Raw genomic sequence first — 23,800 nt, 5'->3', positions numbered from 1 at the left:
ACAGATTCCCAACGCATGGTATTTTTCATTCCACGTTGGGTTTCGTATTTAAGGTGGCATAGTTAGGTTAAGTGGTGGCTTGCTCACACCTTAACGCGGCGTTAGCAGAATTAGCATAGTTCAGAGGAAGCAATACATTGTTTACAAGAGAGCATTTTGAATTAATGTCAGCAGTTGCATCGCGAGTTGCACCTGAGAATGAAAGTAAGCTAGTGGAGTTATCTAACAAGCATGACTTTTCGCTACTTTTTTTGAAAGAGTCAGGCTTTACTTTTCGTGTTAACACAAAAACAAAGGTTATAAAGATCCCTTATGGCGGCTTGGAGTATTTATGGACGTTTAGTTTGAAAGCTTGGTTACTTTATCAAGCATACGCTCAGGCACAATTGAATGGTGAACAAAACTTAGACTTGGAAACTATTAATGGTTATGCTGGAACAAGTCAGTTAACTGAATATTTGAAAGAAAGTCTATATGCGGAAAGTTATGACCCAAATAAAAACTTTAGCGCTTTAATAAGTGTTGAGGAAATTGATCAGGAGGTAGCAACGGAAATATTCCTTTGTGCTTTAGGATGGATTATTTGGCATGAAATTGCACATATTGAGTTAGGTCATAGTTCTCTAGAAATTAATACCTTGTCAATACAAGAAGAAAAAGATGCTGACTTATATAGTACCAATTGGATACTAAGTTCTTCTACTATAGCAGCAGAATCAAAAAAACGTATTGTTGGTATAACTATCGCATTGTTAGCAATTCAGAGCTTAGAGCTAGATTCTAAATCTTGCTTTAAAGGTACTCATCCTGATGCGAGTAATCGTATTTTTGATAACTTATCACAACACTCTGAAATAGGTGATGAAATCAGTCAAGCAATGAGTATCGTGACGTTACAATCTATGACTAAAATAGACATAGCTCCTATGAGCGACCTGAACTTCTCAGATATGTTAGGAGAAGCTTTGTATCAAATAAATGTAAATAAGCGTTAAAATTCAGCTAACAAGCATTTAAGAGTGACTCCCAAAGCTTGGCATTTTTAATTCCATCGTTGGGTTTCGTGTTTAAAGTGGTATGGTTAAGTTCAGTGGTTGCGTTGCTCACACCTTAATGCGGCGTCAGGGGCAAATTGTGAGTCCAGATATCTTTTTAGATGATTTTGAAATTACAGAAAATACGGAAGAACTACAGGCAATACTTGGACGTTGTTTGATAGTTGCAACTCGTTTTGATTACTTGTGCGATCATACATCGAAATATCTTGAACTAAAAAACTCGTTTGTAATGGTCGTTGATAGACAGGAATTCGAGGCTTATGCGACAGAATTGATAGGTAAATTCCGAGTTCTATATAAAAATATTGAATCACTTCCGATAGCTGATGCCGTAAAAGATATCCTCCATGCTGCGAGAGAAGCGAGAAATGAAATAGCTCATAGTTTAACTATTGGTTTAACTGGGTGCTTGGATACAAAAATTGATGAGAGCAACTTTAAATCTCAGGTGATCCAACTTATTCAAGAGGTTGCTGCTGGTGATTACACTATTTCTGTAATTTTGTCACTGCTCAACAAGGAGCCTTTGCTTCAACAGTCAAGTAAGGATTACCAAAACAACGTAGTAAATTGGGTGCTTGGGGAGTGAACGCATAACAAGGCGTTACCGTATATCCACTTTCCCTAATGAGACTCATAATCTTGACTGCTTTATCACGAACTAATTTCTGTCCAAACACGTTTCTGAGATTGATCAATCTTTATTCATTTGTTGCAGCCTTGTTAGTATCAATGAGCCTCAACATTATTAAACTTTAAAGCTTATATCGTTATGGGAAACTTAAAAGAGGTACATATCTGATCAAACTGTATTGTTAGTCGACAGTTAGTAACAAAGTTAACTTATTGGTGTTATATGAATGGAGAGACAATGAGTTTAAGTCATATTTTTGTTACACCAGTAAAACCCTTTACTGGCAACACGTGTAACATTAATTGAGATTTGATAGATGTGATTAGATTGCCAGAGACCAGATAAACCAAATCACCGCGATTAACAATAAAACGCCAGTATTAACCACTTCAATCACGTTTGCCGATAACGTGGTATGCGCCATCCAACCTTTTACGAGTAACAAGGCTATAAGCAGACGAGCGGGTCCAATCACAAGGTGAGCAACGTCTTCTTTATACTGATAATCACTGCGCAATATCAGCTTCTTAGCCACCCAAGTAATAGGAATGACCACCAGCAAAGCCAATATTAGATAGCAAACCAATAACGCCCATTCCCAGAGATTTAACTTGAATAAATGCCCTTGAGGAATGTGCTGTACGAACCATTCGACTACGGGCCCATAGCCCAATTCACTGTATAACAGAGGTACTTTTGCAATGGTTGCATTAGAGATCTTCCAAATAGAGCCTAACTCTTTATTGGGTACCTTTTGCAGCAATAAGGTGATTTCACTACCTTTGACTTCGACTCGACCAAAGGCATCCCGATAATTTGGCAGTTGGTCATTACTGCGGCCACTCGGCGTATCATCGACCTCTTGTAAATTAACCCAAATATTACGCTCAATAATTGCAATCAACTGTTTGGCGTATTCAGGACCAAGCTCTGCATCCATGCTTTCTGGGAGATATCGTAGATCTAAATACTTAGCGGCTTTGTCATAGTCTTGCTCAAACGCAGCCTCAAAAAGCCCCGCAAGGGTGCCTCTTGGAGTATCTCGAAATAGACTGTCTTTATAGTCAAAACTCTCCTGCTTTGGTAACTGGGGTTCCGACTCTTCAGTCGTTTGCTGCGTTTTAGTCGCTACCGATATTATCCCCGTTGCATAGGATGAGAATGAGGTAGAAAACATGATTAGTAGCAGGAAGAAATAGAAAATTCGCGGCATAAAGACTCCATTCAAAAGTACGTCCCCTTAGGGTTACGGCTTGCACCGCCTACACTTTAACAAACTGCTAACGCAAAACTAAACTAATTATTGAGATAATAATAAGCAAAAATCTATTGACATTGATTTATTACTGAATATAATTCGCGCAGTTTTTAAGATAGACCCTTTTAGATAGTCATTTCCGCCTTTTGGTAAAATCCACGATTCGTCGTTTGATCCCCCACATAAGCGTTATCTCAACAGGTTCAACCATCTTTATTGGCAGTAATCTCACTGTCATAACTTTATGCTTAACTTAAATAGCTTGATTTTATGTAAATTTTGCGACGTCGCATACATATTTACATCGTTTATTGAACACAAGCGACTTGTATAAGCATAAAAAGATGAGTAATCTCACATGGAACTTAAAATTCATCTTTCGCAAAAATGCTAAGGATATCTTATTGTTAAAAAACACTACCTATAATGGGTGGCTAAAAATATAAGGAGTGTGACCATATGTCATACCTAGTAAATGGACATGAAATTACCGTAAACTTTCCAGTAGACTCAATTTCAGTCAACAAAACATCAATCGCCTTTACTGACAGTCGAGGCAAAAATAAACAGACATTTTCTAAGCGTACCGAAGCGCTATCATTTATGAAGTGGTTATTGTCTGGTAATAAATAAGCTATAAAAGTAAAACTGACTCTTCGATACACCTCCTCTCACTCGTATCGAATGTTTGTCTTCTATAGACAAACGAATAGGACTGAAACATCTACTCAGCTATTTAGTCAATTCATTTGAGTTAGGCAGTACCACTAAAGGTATTAAGCCTAACCAAATGGAAACTTCACCGTTAAATCATTCTATTATGCTCACTCGTAACCGTATTTACTTTGGTATATTGGTATATTGGTATCTTGATAGCTTGATAGCTTGATAGCTTGGTATCATTGCCGTATTACCCAGTAAGCCACCCAGATGTATATAAAGCATAGGTTTTTTCGCTTCGCTATTTAGCAACTTCTCGACGCACATCCAGCCAAGTGGAAACTTCAAAGTTAAATCACCCTGTTCTGCTCACTCTTTACCGTATTTACGTTGGTATATTGGTAGCTTGGTATCATTGTCGCACTACCCAGTAAGCCGCTTTAATGTATATACAGCATGGGGACGTTCGCATCGCTGGTTAGCAACTTCTCGACGCACATCCAGCCAAGTGGAAACTTCAAAGTTAAATCACCCAGTTCTGCTCACTCTTTACCGTATTTACGTTGGTATCTAGGTAGCATAGTTGCGTTAGCCGGTAAGCCGCTTTGATGTATATACAGCATGGGGACGTTCGCATCGCTGGTTAGCAACTTCTCGACGCACATCCAGCCAAGTGGAAACTTCAACGTTAAATCAACCTGCTCCGCTCACTCTTTACCATATTTACGTTGGTATCTTGGTAACATAGTCGCGTTACCCAGTAAGCCGCCCTGATGTATATACAGCATAGGTACGTTCGCCTCGCTGTTTAGCAACTTCTCGACACACATCCATCCAAGGGGATCATAAAGCAGTTCAAATTCAATACCTGAAGCACAGATCTTTTTATACATATCGAAAAAAGGCTTATACAACTTACCAAAATGGTATTTCTTGTCTAATTCAACAATCTGTGGATGAAAACTGTCATCTGCTACTAGGTAAGTAAATTGCTGCTTAAGGTAGTCAGAGTCCCCAACACAGGCGCAGGTAAACACTTGGATATGAGGTGCATGTAAGACAAGGTATTCACTGAGAAACACTGCTGTCGTGCCAGTGCCTGAGGGTAAAAAGACTCGCAGCTCACTTAGCTCTTCATCGCTAACCCAGTTTATAATTTCTTGCGCCAGCTTATGCACACCGTATCTTGCATATTCACAGCGCCCGCCTTCAGGCACAAATAACAAGTCATCACGCAGTGGCAGTACTTTTTGCTCGATATACTCAATGCAGCTTAACTCTTGTCTATCTGAAGCCTTCGAGAGATCGATAACATTAGCACCATTAGCAATCGCCGCGGCATAGTTGCCCACTGTCGATAGCAAGACTTGCTCAGCAATATGGTCGACATAGAAATCCAGCTGTAAGCCTTTAAGTTTTGCGAGTGCAGACATAGAGTAAAGAGAATTTGCTACAGGTGAGCCATGACCGACTAATACACGCTTTCCGGTAACATCATTATCGAGAAAATACGCAAATTTACGCGCCTTGTTGCCGGAAAACGCTTCGCTTAATAGATCGTCCCGCTTCACATAGATCTGACAGCCATTAAAATTGATGCTTTCTACAGGGGTATTCACTAACACGGGCTACTCACTCAAATGTTTGTCTAGTTTCAATTTTACGTACTCATTTTCTGTTTCTGTAATACTGGCTAAACGATAATTTATCTATCAGTTTCAATATCGCTATTCTAAACCCTTAGCCTTTTTCAGTGTAATCATTTGATTCAATTAAGAGACTGACAGCAAGTTCCTAGCCGCAACAGAGTGAAAGTGAGGATCAGATTTGGATGTAAAATACTAATAATCGTGTTGAAATCACTAACTGTTAGTCAAAAACCTTACCTTACACAAGTTTAAAACAACATATTACTGTAAATACAACGAGTTACACATTGGCACGAAAATAGCTTATACCTAATAGGCTAAGAGCCTGTATGGAAAATTATAAGGAGCCATTAATGGCAGTTCTTCGTTTAGTGTTTAATATTGCTTGGTTTGTTTTAGGTGGATTTGTGATGGGACTCGCATGGTGGTTTGCAGGGCTACTCTGCTTTATCAGTATCATAGGGATCCCATTTGGCAGAGCCTGCTTTGTCATAGGCGAAATGACATTCTGGCCTTTCGGGCAAGACTCTATCAACAGGCGCACATTGACCGGTAATGAAGACATAGGAACCGGCAGCTTTGGTATGCTAGGTAATATTATCTGGTTCCTGTTTTTTGGTATTTGGTTAGCAATCGGTCATATCGCCCATGCATTAGCCTGTGCAGTGACTATTATCGGTATCCCATTTGCCCTACAGCACCTTAAGTTAGCCATTTTGAGCCTAACGCCTATCGGACAAACGGTCGTTGCAAAAGCTTAATTTTTACGTTTAAGGTTTAAGTGAGAAGCTCTCGATAAGCTCCTGACAGAGCTTTTCAGGGCTATCTAAACTTAAGTCATGACCAGCAAAGTTAAATTCAATAAGCTTGCTTTGATAGTATCGAGCAAGCTTTTTGCTGCAATCAGGGCTGACCAGTTTATCTTCTCTCCCACATAGCACAGTGATTGGCACAGATAGCGCTACAGGGCTCATAAACTGTCTACAAGCCCATAGCTGACGTAGTCCATTGAATAAGCTCGTGCATGCTACAGCGCGATATTGACTCCAGCTAAGGACCAGCTTGATATTTTGCCGCTGAGTTGAGCTGGTTAAGGCAATAATACAAGCCTCTACAGCACTGATGTTTGCTCCTTTCATTCTACGTTTAAACGCCGTGAATAAAGCGCCAAACCTAAAACGTTCATGCCAAGGAGATAGATTGGCGGCGCTAGCATTAATCACCGCCACAGATTTTATTCTGTTATGACTTTTATCACTTTTATCACTTTTATCACTTGCTAAGCCTAAAGCTCGCTCCTGCAAGCTGGCCATCTGCAGCGCTATCATGCCCCCCATAGATAACCCAACCAAATAACAGTTGTTATACTTATCGTCGCTGTTATCGCTACTGTTATTGTAACTGCTATCGTAGTTTAAGCGCTCTAGTAGCTCCCGGGCATACTCATCGATGGTTAACGGACTGAGGCTGTTAACCAAATCCCCATTACCTAAGGTATCTAACGCAATAACACTATGTCTGTCAGATAGACTTTTTTGCAGCAACTCAGCAAAATTATGCCAGTGACGTTTATCGCGCATCAAGCCTCGAATTAACACCACAGTAGCCATCATAACTCCGATATCATTCTGTGAGAGGAGTGACTGCGAAATCCATTAGTTCACAATTAAGTCCACAATTTAGTTCACAATTCACCAGTCCAAAATTCTTGAGTGAGAAACAATTTACTCAAATAGCATTGCCAGTCATACTCGTTCAACCTAGCGTTGCATATTTTGTTCTAAGATCTGTTGCACGTCTATTTGAGCCAATCCTTGATTGAAGCGGTCTCGCCACATGCGTCCCTCTTTGTTATTTTTAAACGCAACGAATAGCTCTTTGTAAGTTAATAACTTCTTATTAAACTGCAATTTATTCCTAACATGCGCCATATTGGGCTGGGCGAGCAGATATTTCAGCACATGCTCATCAATAACCGCCGCATCGATTCGCCCCGTAGCGACCTTATTCAGGTTATGTAGATCTGATGCAACGGCCTCATATGGCTGGCTTCCTTGAGTCATCATCTCATCAAGCTCATGGGTATTAACGTACCCTTGAACCACGCCAATGGTGTAATGATTCAAATCACTTTGCTGAGTCCAGCTAACAGGATAGGATTTTTGTTCGACCAGACCTAAAACACTTCGCCCCATAGGCTGGGAGAAAACAAACTTATCTGTGGGGTAGCTATATTCTGGAAGGTAACCTAAGTATTTAGAATCGTTTCGTGACGCCATTCTTACTGCACGGCTCCAAGGAAAGAAGTCAACGACAACAGTATGCCCAGTAGCCTCGAGTGCCGCCTTAGTGACAGCAATACAAGCCCCCTGATTTTGTAGCCGCTCTCCAGCGAAAGGCGGCCAATGCAATGAAGTTAAATACAGGGTATCTGCATGTATATTGCAAGAGAAGAGGATAAAAAACAGGCACAAGATAACTCTTGCTAGCCTTCTACAAAAGCTAACTGAAACTGCTCTGCACTTCTTTAACAGCCTTATACCCGAGATCACATACCGCCTTTTACTTACTGCTAAAGCCGATAATGAATATTTGCCGCTCAGTAAGAGTTTTAACTTAACCTACCCAAGATTTTAGTCAAAACCTGTGATAACACCAAACCTACAAGCTAGATCTGTCGTGGTGTCTGCGCTATCTAAGCGAGATGATTGAGCAGGAGTCTTTGTTACAATTAACACAAATGATTACTTTTGCTTTGGTTTACACTGATAAGAGGTCGAAATAATCGCTAACGAGGAAAAAGGTAACAAAATGATAAAAAAAGCAGTTATTACACTTGTTGGTGCCAGCCTAACACTGGCAGGCGCATTATTACTTGTCCTTCCAGGTCCCGCTTGGTTATTACTCCCTATCGGGCTAGCAGTTCTCAGCTTAGAGTATTCATGGGCACGCCGTTGGCTTAAAAAAAGCCAAGCTCATATGAGTAAAACCGCTCGCTGGATAGATAGAAAGATTTTACTTCGTAGATTGAGTAGAAAATAGTTAGCTACTTGGATCATGTTAACCGTTCTTTATCTCGATTGAACGCTTATATCAATTAAGACAAGCAGTAGAACTTTACCCTAAGCCCAACCTACCTATCATTAGGTAGGCTGTCTGCGATCTTTATCGCAAAAAATCAATCCAAATCCACGATAGTCTTAATCGAAACAAAGCGTTATATTATTATTCAAAAGCTCATTATTATTGCCTCATAAATTAACCCTACAAACTGCAATGTTTACTTGAGGCCATTATGAATAAGCTTAGTTTACTGTCCATCGCGCTACTTTCGACATTATCTGTCGGTGTAAATGCCGCTAACGAACCTATTGAAATCATCCCTGCGGCGGTTATCACTAACCATGAGAAAGTAGAACTTGGAAAGATGTTATTCTTTGAACCAAGATTATCAAAATCAGGCTTCATTTCTTGTAACTCTTGCCACAACTTATCTACCGGTGGCGTGGATGCACTGCCAACATCTATTGGTCATAACTGGCAAGAAGGCCCTATTAACTCTCCAACCGTGCTAAATGCCGAATATGGCCTAGCACAGTTCTGGGATGGCCGAGCTAAAGATCTTAAAGAACAAGCAGGTGGGCCGATTGCCAACCCGAAAGAGATGGGCTTTAGTCATGAGTTAGCTGTCGATACCGTACGCTCTATGCCTGCGTATCAAGCACGCTTCGAAAAAGTCTATGACTCGAAAGAAGTCAGCATCGATATGATCACCGATGCGATTGCTGAGTTTGAAAAAACCTTAGTCACTCCGAATGCACCATTCGATCTGTATCTTCAAGGTGACAAAGCTGCGATTAGCGACCAAGCTAAGGCCGGTTATCAATTGTTTAAAGACAAAGGCTGCGTGAGCTGTCATAACGGCCCAGCAGTGGGCGGCACCATGTATATGAAGATGGGACTGGTTAAGCCATTCCATACAAATAATCCAGCGACTGGCAGAAAAGGCGTGACAGGTAAGGAAGCCGATAAGTTTGTATTCAAAGTGCCTACGCTACGTAACATCGAGCTGACCTATCCGTACTTCCACGACGGCAGTGTTTGGGATCTCGAAGAAGCGGTTAACACCATGGCTGACATTCAGCTTGGGCAAAAACTGTCGGATAAAGAAGTGAAAGAGATGGTGGCATTCCTCAACTCTCTAACTGGTGAGCAACCACAAATCGTGCTGCCTATCCTACCGCCATCGAACAAGAACACGCCCCGCCCTGTTCCTTTCGAGGACTAAATCAAGCTTGTATCATCAGTAAACAGAAAGAGCCGCTAAATGCGGCTCTTTCTGTTTAAGTTCTTGTGTCTAAGCTCTTTTGTTTAAGCTCTTCTGCCTAAGCTAATCAGTTTAGCTGCTTTCAATTTATAGCATCACATAACATTATCTTTTCAAACGGCTTGCTTATAATAAAGGGTTTGAAAGCGCTCTAGAATGGCAATTAATACCCCTTGGCATCGCATATTACTTAATATGCCAGGACTGAACCTATCGAGGCGCGCCATTGCCGTTAACAGTAACTGACATTCATAGAATGATGCATCGGCGATATACTCAGGGCGGTCCACTAAATGGCTATTTTGATACCATTCATCCCAGTTAAACTGTGCTAACAAAATACCGCTAATTTCTAGCTCGCTAACAAACTCTTGCAAGCGCTTATCTGAAACATAATGCTCACCTAATTTAAGATCCTTCGCGTACTGAGTGTATAGGCTCGCCACGTAACCTTGTAAAGTAGAGTTATTCATCTTAAACCTCCAGCTAACCTTGGTACCTGAGTGCCTTTAACTTCAATTGCAGCCCTATGGGCCATACTGTTAAGGTTGCATTTGCTGTACCAAGTTTTGATAAGCTCATTCTAATTGAAGGAGACTGAACCCAAACTTAACAAACAGATGCGCCCTATAAAGCGTAATCTCAGTGAGTTAATACTCTTAAATGATCTTGGCTATAGTTGAGCAGAGATAAACAGAAGTGAATTACAGGGGCTGGTGGCTCAAACTCCTGTCAGAATACATTGCAAAATAAAAACCGTATCGCATTTCTCCATGCAATCTGCAATGGCTCGCTAAACTAAACTAAACTAAACTAAACTAAACTAAACTAAACTAAACTAAACTAAACTAAACTAAACTAAACTAAGGTTAAGTTAAACTAAGTTAGTCTCACTCCTACACTCTTCCATTACCAATTCAGTGAACAAACGTCCCGCTCGCCCAAGAGGCCGCTCCATGGTTGAAACCAGTTGAGGAGTGAAGCTATAGCGATTACCTCCGCTAAAGTCCACTTCGACTAATTCGCCACTACTAAGCTCTTTTTCGATTAGAAAGTCTGGCATCCAGCCAAAACCTAGCCCCATCAAAAGTGCATTCTTCTTCATGATAAAACCTGAAAGGTAGAACACCTTATCGCCACCAAACTGTAACTCGTCACGGTAGTGTTTATCAGGCGATGAGTCTTCAATGGTTAGCTCCACATGTTGCTGTAACTCAAATAAACTGAGCCGCTTTTCTTGAGCAAGCGGATGCTCTGCGCTGACGACTAAAACACTGGTGATCGGCGGTAAAGCCTGAGGACGGTAACTTGGGCCAGTACGATAGTCTTTTACCAACATAAGATCGGCACTGTCTCGCTCGAACCTATCTTGAACGCCTCCAAGAAACTCCATATTAAGCTGCACTTTAGTAGGGATCTGTTGCTCAGAAAGTCGCTTCAATGCTCTCATAATAGGTTTCATCGGCAATGCCCCGTCGATGATAATTTCAAGCTTAGGCTCCCAGCCTTCGCTAAATCGGCTGGCTAGATGTTCAATATTTGCCAGATACTGCAGTAACCTTTGTCCCTCGGCCAAGATAACTTTTCCCTCAGGGGTTAACTCTGCTCGATACTGATCCCGACAAAAAAGGTTTACACCTAGATGCTGCTCAAGCTTTTTAACTTGGTAGCTCACCGCTGATTGTGCCTTGTGAAGGCGCTCGGCTGCCTTAGCAAAGCTGCCTTCTTCAACTAACACTTGCAGCACTTTAAAAGCATCAACATCAATACGCATTTAGCCCCTCCGACGTAAACAATAAATTACCATCTAAAAATATGATTAAGTTAGGCTAATTATTATTCTTTTTTTTGTTCATTCAAGCAACTAAATTGAACCTAGATCACATTATTATTTTAATGCGTGCGCTTGAGCGCCGAAGGAAAGCGAATATGCCATCTTATGTGAAGCAAGGTATTGTGCCCGCTAAGCGCCATATCACCTTTAAAAAAGACAATGGAGAGCTCTACCGTGAAGAGCTATTCTCCACCCATGGCTTTTCCAACATCTATTCCAATAAGTACCATCACAACATGCCAACCAAGGCATTAGCAGTGAGCCCCTATAGCTTGTCTCATGGCGAAGACTGGCAAGACTCATTAGTACAAAACTATAAGTTAGATACCAAGCAAGCTGATTGCGGTGGCAACTTTTTTAGTAGCCGTAACAAGATATTCTTTAATAATGATGTCGCCATGTACACGGCAAAGGTCAGCGAAGAGTGTGATGAATTCTACCGTAACGCCTACGCAGATGAAGTAGTGTTCGTTCACGAGGGCCAAGGCACCCTTTACAGTGAATACGGTGCACTTGCAGTGAAAAAGTGGGACTACTTAGTGATCCCTCGCGGCACCACTTACCAGCTAAAATTTGATGACTATAGCAATGTCAGATTATTTGTTATCGAGTCTTCATCCATGGTGGAAGTACCAAAGCATTTTCGTAATGAATATGGCCAGATGCTTGAATCAGCTCCTTATTGCGAACGTGACATTCGTACACCTGAGCTAGAAGACGCCATCGTAGAGAAAGGCGACTTCCCGCTTATCTGCAAATTTGGCGATAAGTATCAACTGACATCACTTGAGTGGCACCCATATGATTTAGTGGGCTGGGACGGCTGTGTGTACCCTTGGGCCTTCAATATTCAAGAGTACGCACCTAAGGTAGGCAAAATCCACCTACCGCCGTCTGACCACATAGTGTTTAGCGCTCACAACTTTGTGATCTGTAACTTTGTGCCGCGCCCCTATGACTTCCATCCAGAATCGATACCCGCACCTTACTATCACAGCAATATCGACAGTGACGAAGTGCTGTATTACGTCGACGGTGACTTTATGAGCCGTACGGGCATAGAAGCAGGCTTCATGACCCTACACCAAAAAGGTGTGCCTCACGGGCCGCAACCGGGCCGCACGGAGGCCTCAATTGGCAAAACAGAAACTTACGAATACGCAGTGATGGTCGATACCTTCGCCCCACTGAAACTAACGGAACATGTAAAGCATTGCATGAGTAACGACTACAACCGCTCTTGGATTGAAAGCTAACAAAACGATTTTTCAAGACTTTAAGCCATCATCAGAAGCCATCGACAGAGTGGCTGGTATGTAGCAACAAATTGACAGAGGATATAACAATGGCAAGCGAACAAAACCCACTGGGTCTACTCGGTATCGAATTCACTGAGTTTGCAACACCCGAACAAGACTTTATGCATCAGGTCTTTATTGATTTCGGCTTTTCATTGTTGAAAAAGTCAAAGTCCAAAGAGATTTTGTACTACAAACAAAACGATATTAACTTTCTATTGAATACCGAACGTAAAGGGTTTTCAGCAGAGTTTGCCAAGAGCCATGGTCCGGCAATATGTTCAATGGGCTGGCGTGTAGAAGACGCCCAATTTGCGTTCGAAAATGCCGTTGCTCGTGGTGCAAAACCTGCAGATGATGCAGCAAAAGATATGCCTTACCCTGCAATTTATGGCATTGGCGATAGCTTAATTTACTTTATCGATACCTTCGGCGAAAACGATAATATCTATGCCACAGATTTTGACGATCTAGACGAGCAAGTTATTGTTGAGGAGAAAGGCTTTATCGAAGTCGACCACCTTACCAACAATGTCTACAAAGGCACCATGGAGTACTGGTCAAATTTCTATAAAGATATCTTTGGCTTTACCGAAGTGCGTTACTTTGACATTAAAGGCTCGCAAACCGCGCTTATCTCTTACGCGCTGCGCTCACCCGATGGCAGCTTCTGTATTCCGATCAACGAAGGTAAAGGCAACGACAAAAATCAGATTGATGAATACTTACGTGAATACGACGGTCCAGGTGTACAGCACCTTGCCTTTAGAAGCCGCGATATTGTTGGTTCACTCGATGCGATGGAAGGCACATCGATTCAAACCTTAGATATTATTCCTGAGTATTACGACACCATTTTCGACAAGTTGCCACAGGTAACCGAAGATCGTGACCGCATTAAGCATCACCAAATTCTGGTCGACGGCGATGAAGATGGTTACCTACTGCAGATCTTTACTAAGAATCTTTTTGGGCCAATTTTTATCGAGATCATCCAGCGTAAAAATAATCTCGGCTTCGGTGAAGGTAACTTTACCGCACTGTTTGAGTCGATTGAGCGTGATCAAAAGCGCCGTGGCGTGCTTTAAATAGTAGATAAAGCAATTCACCACAGAGGACACGAAGCTCACGGAGAAAAGCAACAACCAAGGTCTAGTAGACTCTTTACCTTGGCATTCTTTGTGTTCTTCTTGTTCTTCGTGAAAGCGTCGACCTTCGAGGTGAGATTCGAGCTTTTTAAAAAGTTATGCTTATACGATACATTCTGCATTAGCTGACTTGTTTCTGGGCAAAAGTGACTTAAAGCTTTTAGTTCGAAAACCTCTAAAGCGTTTTAAGCAATCAAGGGTGCTTGATAAAAGTCGTGGCGCTTCGCCCACACCCCAGAAGGAGGACTGCTCGTCCTTATCCTCCTTGCATCCACCATGACGCCCCGACGAAGTTACATGCATTAGATACGAGCCTCAATTATTTTCGACAATCGCTATCGCCTCAGAATCGCCGTCCATGGCTCTACTAAGGCTACCTCGGCATCCTGCCTCGCTCACGCGATTGACTTCAATACCTTCGGCAACTTCGATGGGGAATAGGTGTTTTCTGTTAGCCTAGTATGATCTACTAGCTTTTCAGTTGATGACTAAAGGTGTAAAGCTCTCTTAACTCACTTTTGGACATAAACGGATTAGTGCTTAAGCTCTAAAACTTACGCTTCACATCATCATAAGTAATGACTATCTTAAGAAAGCGGGATTATGTTCACTAATTAATTGAGCGCAGCTCACTCTCGAAATAAGAAGCTAACCAGAAAGTTTAGTTAGGTGTTCTAAATGGACCGCCCTGTGGTGAGGAGGCTAGATACCTCCGACTACCTGATTAAATGGCCTATACCGATTATGTTATTTATTAATAAACGCAACCAAATGTTCCATCTGACTTTCTAGATCAAGTATTGAGCAATGAGTCTTTGTTAATTTTTTAACTATTGCTTTCGCAATCGGAACTTTCTTATTTGCATAACTTAAAGCGATGTTTTTAATTGTCGATTCATCAAGCAGAGTTTGATCTTGATATTGATAATAATCGGAAATAGCTTTGTCGAATGAATTAAACTTTTCAAAAATAAAATCAGATGATTGAGTAATAGTTAATTCCAGCTCCTTTCGTTCTTCACCTTTACCGATCGACTCACGTTTGAATCCTTGCTCCGTTAAAACCCCAAATAACAAGTCCTTACAGATATAATTTTCAATTTCACGACCTTCCGTAATCCAAACTTTTACATAATCTTCTACAGATGAATCTAAACCTGTATTGTCAGCATTAGCAGCTTGAACTCTACCTAGCATAGAGCTTAAATAAGTTTTAAAAGTCTCGCTATCTCGGCTTGTTTGTGAAGAACAATCAGAATCAGTTATCAAATAAGCTTTTCTGCTTGTGCTTAAAATATTGATCAGATTCTGATCCAAATCATCAAGAACAGTGAAAGATGCTAGGTTTGTACCTCCAAAATATAAGAAGGAATAGTCTTTCCCCTCTTGCAATTCACCATCTGAAAATATATCAATCAACTTTTTCAAATAAATTCTGTCACTGGGTCCTTCAACCCAGAGTACGGTATTGGCTTGAAGGATTTGAGATGCTTTTACTCCCAACGCATCTAATGTTTCGTAGTGTTTGATTATATTGTCATTTGGGGTAATTGAACTTGCCCCATTTTGTGATTTTAAAGTTCTGTACACAGCCCAGTTATCATTAATACAGTCAATTAGCGAAGGTGAGTGAGTAGTGATAAAAAACCTATGGTTCACTAATTCTTTTTCGAATATATTGACAAGTTTAACCACTGATTCAGGATGCAAGTTAGCTTCTGGTTCTTCTAAAAAGACATTTAAATGAACATCTTTATTGATCCAAAGGTGTGAAAGCAACATTACAATTTGAGAAACACCTGTTCCTAACTCATCGAGTGAAAAGGTTAAGCCTGATTGAAACTCAAGACGTAATTCATTTTCAACAATGTCGATATTAATTACCACTTCAGATAGTATGTCGGTTAACCAATCTTTAATTTGTTTTTTATAACCAGCCCAATATGACGGGTTTGCTTTATCAACTCTTAGCTTGTTAAGCTCCTTAATGATTAAGGCACCATCAAAATAGTAGCTTTGAGAATTATCTGAATTTCTAGAGTGGTGACGAATTGGATCAACAAATACCATTGAGTTTAAGAAATGATTCCAATAAAAATTGTTATCGTTAAACCCTGCTATGTCGTCGGTTGGGTCAACCCACTTTTCGCTCTCTAGATCAGAACAAATTAAATTACTGTCATTGAAAATTGGTTTCCCTCCAACCTTCATGTTTAAAACTGATGTGTTTGCGATAACATCATGACAACAAGAAAGAGCAATCTGATGCTCACTTACTTTATATGAAGCCTTAGATTCATCTATAAATGCATTATCGCTTGAAAGTAAAATCTCGCAGGCTATTTTTTCTTTTTTCCAACTCCATGTCTGACTTTCATCAAGTTCAGTTGCCACTGAAATGGCCCCACCTTTAGATAATTCTTCCGACGCTATACTTTTTAAGTAATAAAAATATTTGGCTAAATTAGATTTCCCAGAGTTATTTGGCCCAATTATTAGGTTCATTGACTTCAAACCCTCTATATGGATACCATTTAAGTCATATGAGCGCCAGCCACAAAGCTTTATAGAATCAATTTTCACTTAGATTTATCCTGTTTATGCCAAGAGTCAACTAATTCCTTTAGTGAAAAATTGCTAGGCTTTCCTATCGTCCAAGATTTATGGTACCTAACATCATTACTTCTAGGCATTGGGTTAGGAACTCGAAATTGAACTTTTCTTGGTAAATTAATTGAATCCCCAGAAACGAATGCCTCACCATCTCGAAGGCTGGGTAAGAAATCTACTTGACCAGCCAATGTATCAGGCAATAATCTCTTAATCTTATTTTGGTCAAGGTCATTGGTAAGTCGGAGTGCTATGTACGTACCACATTGAGATAATACTGTAGTAGAAACATTGGATGGTCGTTGAGTTACGACCGTCAAACCAATACCATATTTTCTGCCTTCTTTAGCAATTCTTTCAACCCGCTCTTTTGAAATATTGAACTTTAAATCACTATCTTCTGGGATATAGGTGTGTGCTTCTTCTAAGATTAAGTTTAGAGGGATATTTTCAGGATCTAAATCCCAATATTTGAAATCAAAACATAGTCTTGATATAACCCCTACACACACAGCTCTTACTTCAGCTGGTAAGCCACTTAAATCAAGTATATTAAGATAACTTTCATTTTTTGCTAACCCTAAAATAAATTCAAAATACTCAGCTATTGAAGTTTCAGAGTCAATTTTACTGTGTAGGAATGAATATCTTGTATCTTGACGAATAGCTTGTAGTTTCAAAGTTAAACTTTCATATGGAGCTTTCTTTGCGGCTGTAGATTGTGATTCTTTCTCTTCATCTATCTCACTTACCAGTGTGTCAATATTAAAGAACACAGGTGTATCCGCCGAAACAACAATCTTTTTAATATCCTGCTTTTTTACTTCAGCGACTTTTAATTTAGTGATTAGTTTCTTTATAATAGCTTTCTGATTAGATCCTAAATCGAGATTATAAACGCCAATAAACTCTTCTAAATCTAAAAACCAATACGGGAGTGTAAAATCGTTCCAAGGAATAGCATTTGTCCTATTTTTAAAATTTGTATTCGGTGTGTCTTCGTTGTAGCCAAATGCTGATGGATATTCATTGTGAATATCAAAAAAAAGCATACGAGGACATTCATAACTAGACAAAATAGATTGGACTATAGATGCAACTGTACAACTTTTTCCGCTTCCTGTTGTACCCAGAATTGCAGTATGACGCCCCATGAGTTTATCGAGATTTAAGTACGTCTGATTGTCATCGCTTTCATCCGTGACACAAAAGTGCTCTTGGTCTTCTTCTATGTCTATACCGATCAATTGGTTTACTTGATTGCTGCTTAGAAAATATGTTTCACAATTGATCGTAGGGAGGCGTTTAACACCTCTACTGAATTTACCTGCTACTGCACACCCTAAAATTGAAAGGGTTACAACTTTTCTTTCTTCTCTAACGATCTCGAAGCCATCAGTGGCTCTTTTCGTTTTTTCAACCTCTGTGATTTGCACCTTACTGATAGTACAAATTGTATTGCCGTGCGCACCGCCACAATTAACATAAGCACCAACCTCAGCACAATGTTTTACAGCTTCAAATTCACGTTCTAAAAACTCAGCGTGAAGAATAATTGAGCTACCGTCAACTTCTTTAATTCTACCGAATTTTAAAGCTTGTTCTCTTAATGTTGTTGTCAATTTATAACTTCCTTATTGATTTATCAGAGTATTTTATACTAGAGTGAAGTGACGTTGCGCAAGGTCATTTAACGCCTATATAAGTTGCGATACGATTAACTACAAAGTGCATGGAAATCCATACCAAAACTGTAGAGTGAAACGTACCAACCCAGTGTTTTTTTGCTATGTTTATTTGTTTAAAGTGTATTCCACTTCACCTGAACCAAAATCTTCTAAAACAGCATGTACGAAATCCATAGCGTCGACTGATAAGGATAAATCTTGCTTTGTTAGTTCCCAAAGAACTTTTACATTACGTAGTTTTAATTTATCACCGGAAGATAAAATGACATGTGCGTCCTCAGGTTCGATTACTTCCTCTCTTTGTGTGCCCAATTCAGCGAGATTAGAAACAATTTTTTTATCTAACCACTTACCAATAAAATATTTTTCACCTTCGTCTTCAACGGTCACATCATATGCATTAAATGATATTTCCTTCCCGTTGTTCTCAACGAAAGCCTTCGTTCCCTCATCTCTAGCATCAAAGGAAAAACCTAAGTTCAAATATTGATTTTGATATAATACACCATTGACATTCACAATTTGAATGCAGCCATCCCAATCAGAACCTTTAGGTGGTCTAATTCGCTTCAATTTTATTTCATAGTGGTTGCAGAAGTCGATAACGCCAGATTGAAATCCTTGGGTCGTTACCAGTAAGCCTTGACTATTTGGAATGTCATTTAATAGCCCGAGCATATTTCTAGCATGAATAAGAGAGACCGCTTTAGAATAATACTTACATTCAATAAGTACCTTATGGCTCACTCCTGCATACTTATACTCCCAAAAAACATCAATTTGATGCTCTACTCCAGACTTACCTCGAACTTTCTCATCATGCTTTACTTCAAGATTTTCGACGCCTTCTGACTCCAATATAGCTTTATATATCTTTTGGGTTAGTAACTCATAATCTTTTGAAGTTTCACAAAGTTCCAAATTAACCTCCTAATGAACATGATATTTAACAAACCTACTACTTAAGCCTTGCTAAAGGAAAGCTATTGATTTACAAGAACTCTATCAGAGGCGCGCTGAATAAACGAGCACAAAAAAATGAAAGTGAGCATTGATATTGATGTCTTATCTAAAGTAGTCAGTAACAGTCACATATCGATTAGCAAAAGTAGGTCAACTGGCTTGCTACTTATCATTACTGCTTATCGCCAGTAACACACAAAGGGGCATTTTCAATTTAGAAATTGAACCACCACGACCAAAAGAAGGCTCCAATTATCCAGTGTAGATGCGGCCGTGACCGTCCATGACATGGACGTCATGGCCGAGCTTCCAGGGACGGACTTGCTGCGTGTCACGGCAGTATCTGCACATACCCCGCTGGAGGCGATTAATAACCATGAACTTAAAGGTTCAAACGCACTACTTAGTAACACCAATCCAAAAATAAATGTAATCAGCCTTCATTCCAAGGCTAACCAACTTTGGGGCATTTCCAAGTTAGAACCAAAATAACGAAGCTAAAAAAGGGCACCAATTATCCTGTGCAGATACGGCTGCGGGCTTCGGTTTCATGGATGAAACCGCAGAGCGTATAGGGACATATTCACAGCGTCTCGCAGCAGTGTCTGCACATACGCCCGCTGCAGGCGATTGATAACCATGAAGCATCAAGGCAGAACACACTTACCCATAGCCACAGCTCAGAGAAAATGTAATAAGCTTTCATTCGAAGGCTAACCAACTTTGGGGCATTTCCTAGTTAGAAACTCAAACTCTACAACCTAATGATTACTCCAATTATCAAGTGTAGATACAGCTGCGGGCTTCGATGACAGGGATGTCATCGCAGAGCTACAGGGTTGTACTTGCAGCGTCTCGCAGAAGTATCTGCACATTCCCCGCTGGAGGCGATTAATAGCTACTTAGCTACAAGTTCAAACGGGCTATCCCATAGCAACGATACAAAGAAAAATGTAACCAGCCTTCATTCGAAGGCCAACTCATTTTGGTGTAAAGCCGCCGTCAGGCTGGTTTTTCTTTTCTTGCCCCCCTATCCTAGCTGTCACTTCTTCTCTACACTGTGCGCCTTTTCCTGTTTACCTGTTTCACTTATATAAAAATGCCAGATTTAACTTTATTAGCTGTATTTCTTCCGACCTTCTTTTTTGTCTCTATCACGCCAGGCATGTGCATGACGTTAGCGATGACGCTAGGCATGAGTATTGGATTTCGCCGCACCCTGTGGATGATGCTGGGCGAGCTTGTAGGTGTTGCCTTAGTGGCGGTCGCTGCGGTGATGGGGGTTGCTAGCATCATGCTAAATTACCCGGAACTGTTTTCCGTGCTCAAATGGGTAGGCGGGATCTACTTATGCTATATCGGTGTCAATATGTGGCGTTCGAAAGGCAAAATGGCCATTGTCGAAGGTCAGCAAATATCTCGCGTCAGTAACCTTGAACTTATCTCTCAAGGTTTTTTCACAGCAATCGCCAATCCTAAGGGGTGGGCGTTTATGGTCTCTTTATTGCCGCCATTTATTAGCGTTGAGCGTGATGTGGCTCCACAGCTTATCACCCTTGTCAGTATCATTCTTTTCACCGAGTTCATCAGTATGATGGCTTATGCCGCTGGTGGTAAGAGTCTGAGAATATTCTTAAGCCGTGGCGATAATATCAAGTGGATGAACCGTATTGCTGGCAGCCTAATGCTAGGTGTAGGATTCTGGCTAGCAATGGGCTAAAGTACCTCTTTGTAGATATGAACGTTATAGAACTAAACTTAAAAAGGTAGATCTGATGAAGCCATTCAAGAAGGTTTTTTTACTATTAGCCGCCCTATTTATATCGGGTTGTACCTCTGTAAAATTAGTCAACTTAGCCAATGAGCCAGTCCCACAAAATAGTGCCCAATCCATTGAGCAGGCAATTATACAAGGATGCAAAGCAAAAGGCTGGACACCGATTAAGGCCGACAACAACACGATTGACGCCTATATCACGGTAAGATCCCATAAAGCTCATGTTCGTATCAGTTATGATGACAACTTTTACAATATCAATTATGTCGATAGCACTAACTTAGATTATAAAGACGGTGAAGTTCACCGAAATTACAACAAGTGGGTCTATAAGTTATCGGCTTCGATACAGCAGCAACTTAATACCAAGCTATAAGTCGCTTCACTTTTAAAATGCCAATGCTGCTATAGCCTTGGCATTTTTATTGCTTTCTCTCCGCGATATCACTCCTTTACCTCCATTAACTCCTATAACTTCCGCTTTCTTTCGCAAGTTCATTATTCACTCTTCTATCTTCTCCCCCTCCAATCCTACAAACAATAAAAAATAAACAACAAGCTAGGCAACTGTCTTGAGCTCACGCAGTGTACACATGTATAATCACCTAATTAGATATTCACAGAGAGGCGCTAGATGCTCAAAAAGACAAACTCGAAAATCATTCACACCATCATCGCAGCTTTAACCCTTATAAGTGGCTTACTAAGCTCCACAGCAGCGAGTGCAATGACGATTGAAGGTAAGAAAGTATCAGTCAGCGCTAATCGTTCAACTGTCTATGTCTCGGCTTACATGGCTCCGGTACTTTGTTCAAATGGTGGCGTAAACCTAACTGCCATTGGCGAATATGCCGTCGATATCGTTTCTCTATACTGCCTTAACGATGCACAAGTGGATAAGCTGATTAAAGGATTACAACAAGCGAGATCTGAATCGGCAAAACTAAAGGCCCTATCTAAGCCAAAGTAGAACCTTAGCTGGACCTCAGTTAAACCATAAAGAAATGGCTAGGCAAGCCATTGTTATAACGCGTTAAAACCCAAAGCGGTTACTCCGGCACTGATATGTCTGATAACCACAGGTATAAGCATCAAGGCCTGCATATGAATAGCATTATTATCCTTAAAGCAAACCTAGCAAGTGCATTAAACAAGCAACGTTTAGCCGAGGAGCGGCAACAAACTTTGAACTGGTTCGATCGTTTATTAGACCACTCGCTAAATAATGCCATCGCACAAGTCGCTGCAGCTAGAGCAGCACTGGCTGCAGCAACACATAAAGACAAAGCTGAGGATGCAAGCCTGTACGATACACTTTGCACGGGTAATTATGCCGACACCAGCTTCATCAAGGCGACAGCTGCTGTTATTGTTCGAGCCATTGTCAGATAACTCAGATAACGGTGTCAGTCAGCGGCTCGAGTATGACTTTTAAGCATGATTACAATAAAGTGAAAATGATCTAACAGCTTTGGTGTTTATAAGGCAGCTTAGCTTTCAATTGTTGCATATAAATCTTAATATTTTGTGCCTCTTGTTGGGTGAAACTCTCTATCGCTGACCTAAATTCACCATGAGCCACCTCATGATTGGAATAGGTTTCAACAGGCTGGAACCCTCTAGAAACCTTATGCTCTCCTTGTGCCCCCGCATCAAACACCTGTAATTTATTTGCAATGCAGTATTCAATACCTTGGTAATAGCAGGCTTCGAAGTGCAATCCATCAACATCCACTAATGCCCCCCAATAGCGACCATACAGATGAGTTGCAGATTTAAAATACAATGCTGATGCGATTATCTGCCTTTGTGGATCTCTCACTAGCAGTAACACAATCTGTTCACTCAACGTGCTTCCAATAGCCTCAAAGAATTCCAAGTTAAGATAACCATAATGCCCTGAGCGTTTCGCGTAGGTGCTTTGGTAGCATGCATAAAAGTGTTGCCATAACTCTGTTGTCACGGCATCGCCTTCAACAAACTCAAAGGTTAAGCCCACCCTACTGACTTTCTGCCTTTCCTTTTTAATATCTTTACGCTTTCTGGAAGTAAGAGAATCAAGAAAGTGATTAAAATCAGCATAATTACGGTTAAACCAATGAAACTGAGTACTTAAACGTTGAAGGTTTTGTTGCTTAGATAACTGAGTAAATTGAGATCTCGGTAAAAACAGACAGTGCCAACTGGAAAAACCATAATCAGCTAGGCAGCGAGTTAGTGCCTGATTAACCACCTGCCACAACGCTTGTTGCTGCAAAGAAGTGTGTTCAAATATGCTCCCAAGCCGCATGCCTGTAACAGGAGTAAATGGAATAGCTGCAAGAAGCTTAGGGTAATAAGGTATTTGATGGCGCTCATAGGCATCTGCCCATGCCCAATCAAAAATATATTCGCCGTAGGAGTGCGCTTTAATATAAAGCGGCATCACCGCAATAACGTCATCAATTTCATCGCCATTAACCTTGCGCACCAGCATATGCATTGGGGTCCATCCTGTCTTTGTACAGACACAACCACTGGACTCAAGTGCCGCCAAATATTCATATCTATTAAATGGGTTACTATCACGCATTAACCTATTCCAGTTCTCTTTAGAAAACTGACTAATGGCGGCGATAAACTCCACTTGATAAAGGCTTTCGTCGACAGCAATGCAAAAACGAGCGTCAGGTTCGTTGCCCAAGGCGCACTCCCTCGTTAAGTTAATCTTTGTGGTTGATTGGCTAAGTCATTCACAGCTAAGCCGCACTAGCGCCTCAACTTGCATTTGCAGCGAATAAACGTCACATTGCACATAGCTAAACAGTCACAATACTATAACCATTTAGCCTCATGCTATAACAGTCAAACTAAAACAATAATCATGAAGGATGTAAAATGCGCGCTTTTAAGACAC

At 40.7% G+C, this 23,800-nt stretch carries 24 protein-coding genes; 12 read left to right on the top strand and 12 right to left on the bottom strand.

Translation table 11 applies throughout. The annotated features are described in order from the left end of the window. Window positions 1-137 precede the first annotated feature (137 nt). Both SPEA_RS09890 and SPEA_RS09885 read left to right on the top strand, forming a co-directional pair. Window positions 138-995: a phage exclusion protein Lit family protein gene (locus SPEA_RS09890; RefSeq protein ID WP_150102220.1), complete on the top strand. Its 858-nt coding sequence runs from the start codon at window positions 138-140 to the stop codon at window positions 993-995. A gap of 139 nt (window positions 996-1,134) precedes the next feature. Then, complete coding sequence (locus SPEA_RS09885) at window positions 1,135-1,647, top strand: hypothetical protein (protein WP_041411437.1); 513 nt, start codon at window positions 1,135-1,137, stop codon at window positions 1,645-1,647. Between the two features lie 367 nt (window positions 1,648-2,014). On the opposite strand, the gene SPEA_RS09880 is transcribed toward SPEA_RS09885, so the two are convergent. Continuing rightward, complete coding sequence (locus tag SPEA_RS09880; RefSeq protein ID WP_012155128.1) at window positions 2,015-2,905, bottom strand: hypothetical protein; 891 nt, start codon at window positions 2,903-2,905, stop codon at window positions 2,015-2,017. Window positions 2,906-3,409: 504 nt separating this feature from the next. On the opposite strand from SPEA_RS09880, the gene SPEA_RS22960 reads away from it, so the two are divergent. Beyond that, a complete protein-coding gene (locus tag SPEA_RS22960) occupies window positions 3,410-3,583 on the top strand; it encodes a hypothetical protein (protein ID WP_012155127.1) in 174 nt (57 codons plus the stop codon). Window positions 3,584-3,790: 207 nt separating this feature from the next. Here SPEA_RS22960 and SPEA_RS23080 read toward each other — a convergent pair whose 3' ends face one another. The 3 genes from SPEA_RS23080 to SPEA_RS09875 form a co-directional block, all read right to left on the bottom strand. Then, a complete protein-coding gene (locus SPEA_RS23080; protein ID WP_190272101.1) occupies window positions 3,791-3,958 on the bottom strand; it encodes a hypothetical protein in 168 nt (55 codons plus the stop codon). Window positions 3,959-4,152: 194 nt separating this feature from the next. Further along, window positions 4,153-4,296, bottom strand: coding sequence for a hypothetical protein (locus SPEA_RS23255; protein ID WP_012155126.1), 144 nt, complete (start codon window positions 4,294-4,296; stop codon window positions 4,153-4,155). Window positions 4,297-4,317: 21 nt separating this feature from the next. Next, window positions 4,318-5,235 carry a pyridoxal-phosphate dependent enzyme gene (locus SPEA_RS09875; RefSeq protein ID WP_012155125.1) on the bottom strand — a complete coding sequence of 306 codons (918 nt, stop codon included), beginning with the start codon at window positions 5,233-5,235 and terminating at the stop codon, window positions 4,318-4,320. A gap of 377 nt (window positions 5,236-5,612) precedes the next feature. Here SPEA_RS09875 and SPEA_RS09870 point away from each other — a divergent pair, with 377 nt between their 5' ends. Continuing rightward, a complete protein-coding gene (locus SPEA_RS09870) occupies window positions 5,613-6,020 on the top strand; it encodes a YccF domain-containing protein (RefSeq protein WP_012155124.1) in 408 nt (135 codons plus the stop codon). Window positions 6,021-6,029: 9 nt separating this feature from the next. On the opposite strand, the gene SPEA_RS09865 is transcribed toward SPEA_RS09870, so the two are convergent. Further along, window positions 6,030-6,872, bottom strand: a complete 843-nt coding sequence (locus tag SPEA_RS09865) for an alpha/beta fold hydrolase (protein WP_223296583.1) — start codon at window positions 6,870-6,872, stop codon at window positions 6,030-6,032. A gap of 147 nt (window positions 6,873-7,019) precedes the next feature. Continuing rightward, complete coding sequence (locus SPEA_RS09860) at window positions 7,020-7,733, bottom strand: substrate-binding periplasmic protein (RefSeq protein WP_049767962.1); 714 nt, start codon at window positions 7,731-7,733, stop codon at window positions 7,020-7,022. A 337-nt stretch (window positions 7,734-8,070) separates the two neighbouring features. Between SPEA_RS09860 and SPEA_RS09855 the strand changes: the two genes are divergently transcribed. Next, the gene (locus tag SPEA_RS09855; RefSeq protein WP_012155121.1) at window positions 8,071-8,301 is read left to right on the top strand and encodes a PGPGW domain-containing protein; all 231 of its coding nucleotides are present in this window, start codon (window positions 8,071-8,073) and stop codon (window positions 8,299-8,301) included. Between the two features lie 253 nt (window positions 8,302-8,554). After that, the gene (locus tag SPEA_RS09850; protein WP_012155120.1) at window positions 8,555-9,547 is read left to right on the top strand and encodes a cytochrome-c peroxidase; all 993 of its coding nucleotides are present in this window, start codon (window positions 8,555-8,557) and stop codon (window positions 9,545-9,547) included. Window positions 9,548-9,699: 152 nt separating this feature from the next. Here SPEA_RS09850 and SPEA_RS09845 read toward each other — a convergent pair whose 3' ends face one another. After that, window positions 9,700-10,059: a DUF6508 domain-containing protein gene (locus SPEA_RS09845; protein WP_012155119.1), complete on the bottom strand. Its 360-nt coding sequence runs from the start codon at window positions 10,057-10,059 to the stop codon at window positions 9,700-9,702. A 401-nt stretch (window positions 10,060-10,460) separates the two neighbouring features. Continuing rightward, entirely contained in the window at window positions 10,461-11,360 is a 900-nt protein-coding gene (locus tag SPEA_RS09840) for a LysR family transcriptional regulator (RefSeq protein WP_012155118.1), read from the bottom strand. A 155-nt stretch (window positions 11,361-11,515) separates the two neighbouring features. Here SPEA_RS09840 and SPEA_RS09835 point away from each other — a divergent pair, with 155 nt between their 5' ends. Both SPEA_RS09835 and hppD read left to right on the top strand, forming a co-directional pair. Further along, window positions 11,516-12,676, top strand: a complete 1,161-nt coding sequence (locus tag SPEA_RS09835) for a homogentisate 1,2-dioxygenase (RefSeq protein ID WP_012155117.1) — start codon at window positions 11,516-11,518, stop codon at window positions 12,674-12,676. An 89-nt stretch (window positions 12,677-12,765) separates the two neighbouring features. Continuing rightward, the gene (gene hppD, locus SPEA_RS09830; protein ID WP_012155116.1) at window positions 12,766-13,806 is read left to right on the top strand and encodes a 4-hydroxyphenylpyruvate dioxygenase; all 1,041 of its coding nucleotides are present in this window, start codon (window positions 12,766-12,768) and stop codon (window positions 13,804-13,806) included. A gap of 807 nt (window positions 13,807-14,613) precedes the next feature. On the opposite strand, the gene SPEA_RS09825 is transcribed toward hppD, so the two are convergent. The 3 genes from SPEA_RS09825 to SPEA_RS09815 all read right to left on the bottom strand — a co-directional run bounded on the left by SPEA_RS09825 (window position 14,614) and on the right by SPEA_RS09815 (window position 19,085). Beyond that, on the bottom strand, window positions 14,614-16,449 hold the full coding sequence (locus SPEA_RS09825; protein ID WP_041410912.1) for an AAA family ATPase: 1,836 nt from the start codon (window positions 16,447-16,449) through the stop codon (window positions 14,614-14,616). Next, complete coding sequence (locus SPEA_RS09820) at window positions 16,446-18,098, bottom strand: ATP-binding protein (RefSeq protein ID WP_012155114.1); 1,653 nt, start codon at window positions 18,096-18,098, stop codon at window positions 16,446-16,448. Before SPEA_RS09820 ends, SPEA_RS09825 begins: the two co-directional genes overlap by 4 nt. 171 nt (window positions 18,099-18,269) lie before the next feature. After that, the gene (locus SPEA_RS09815) at window positions 18,270-19,085 is read right to left on the bottom strand and encodes a restriction endonuclease (protein ID WP_012155113.1); all 816 of its coding nucleotides are present in this window, start codon (window positions 19,083-19,085) and stop codon (window positions 18,270-18,272) included. 1,141 nt (window positions 19,086-20,226) lie between these two features. Here SPEA_RS09815 and SPEA_RS09805 point away from each other — a divergent pair. From SPEA_RS09805 to SPEA_RS09790, 4 genes are all read left to right on the top strand, one after another. Further along, the gene (locus SPEA_RS09805; RefSeq protein ID WP_012155112.1) at window positions 20,227-20,847 is read left to right on the top strand and encodes a LysE family translocator; all 621 of its coding nucleotides are present in this window, start codon (window positions 20,227-20,229) and stop codon (window positions 20,845-20,847) included. A gap of 55 nt (window positions 20,848-20,902) precedes the next feature. Further along, window positions 20,903-21,280, top strand: coding sequence for a hypothetical protein (locus SPEA_RS09800; protein ID WP_012155111.1), 378 nt, complete (start codon window positions 20,903-20,905; stop codon window positions 21,278-21,280). Window positions 21,281-21,538: 258 nt separating this feature from the next. Further along, entirely contained in the window at window positions 21,539-21,874 is a 336-nt protein-coding gene (locus tag SPEA_RS09795) for a hypothetical protein (protein WP_012155110.1), read from the top strand. A gap of 134 nt (window positions 21,875-22,008) precedes the next feature. Next, the gene (locus tag SPEA_RS09790) at window positions 22,009-22,296 is read left to right on the top strand and encodes a hypothetical protein (protein WP_150102219.1); all 288 of its coding nucleotides are present in this window, start codon (window positions 22,009-22,011) and stop codon (window positions 22,294-22,296) included. Between the two features lie 70 nt (window positions 22,297-22,366). Here the strand turns inward: SPEA_RS09790 and SPEA_RS09785 are convergent, their stop codons facing one another. Further along, entirely contained in the window at window positions 22,367-23,587 is a 1,221-nt protein-coding gene (locus SPEA_RS09785; RefSeq protein ID WP_012155108.1) for a GNAT family N-acetyltransferase, read from the bottom strand. Window positions 23,588-23,800: the final 213 nt, after the last annotated feature.

Origin of the sequence: Shewanella pealeana ATCC 700345, from assembly GCF_000018285.1 — a bacterium.
GTDB classification, from domain to species: Bacteria; Pseudomonadota; Gammaproteobacteria; order Enterobacterales; family Shewanellaceae; genus Shewanella; species Shewanella pealeana.
This window is presented reverse-complemented; position numbering and strand designations above follow the sequence as displayed.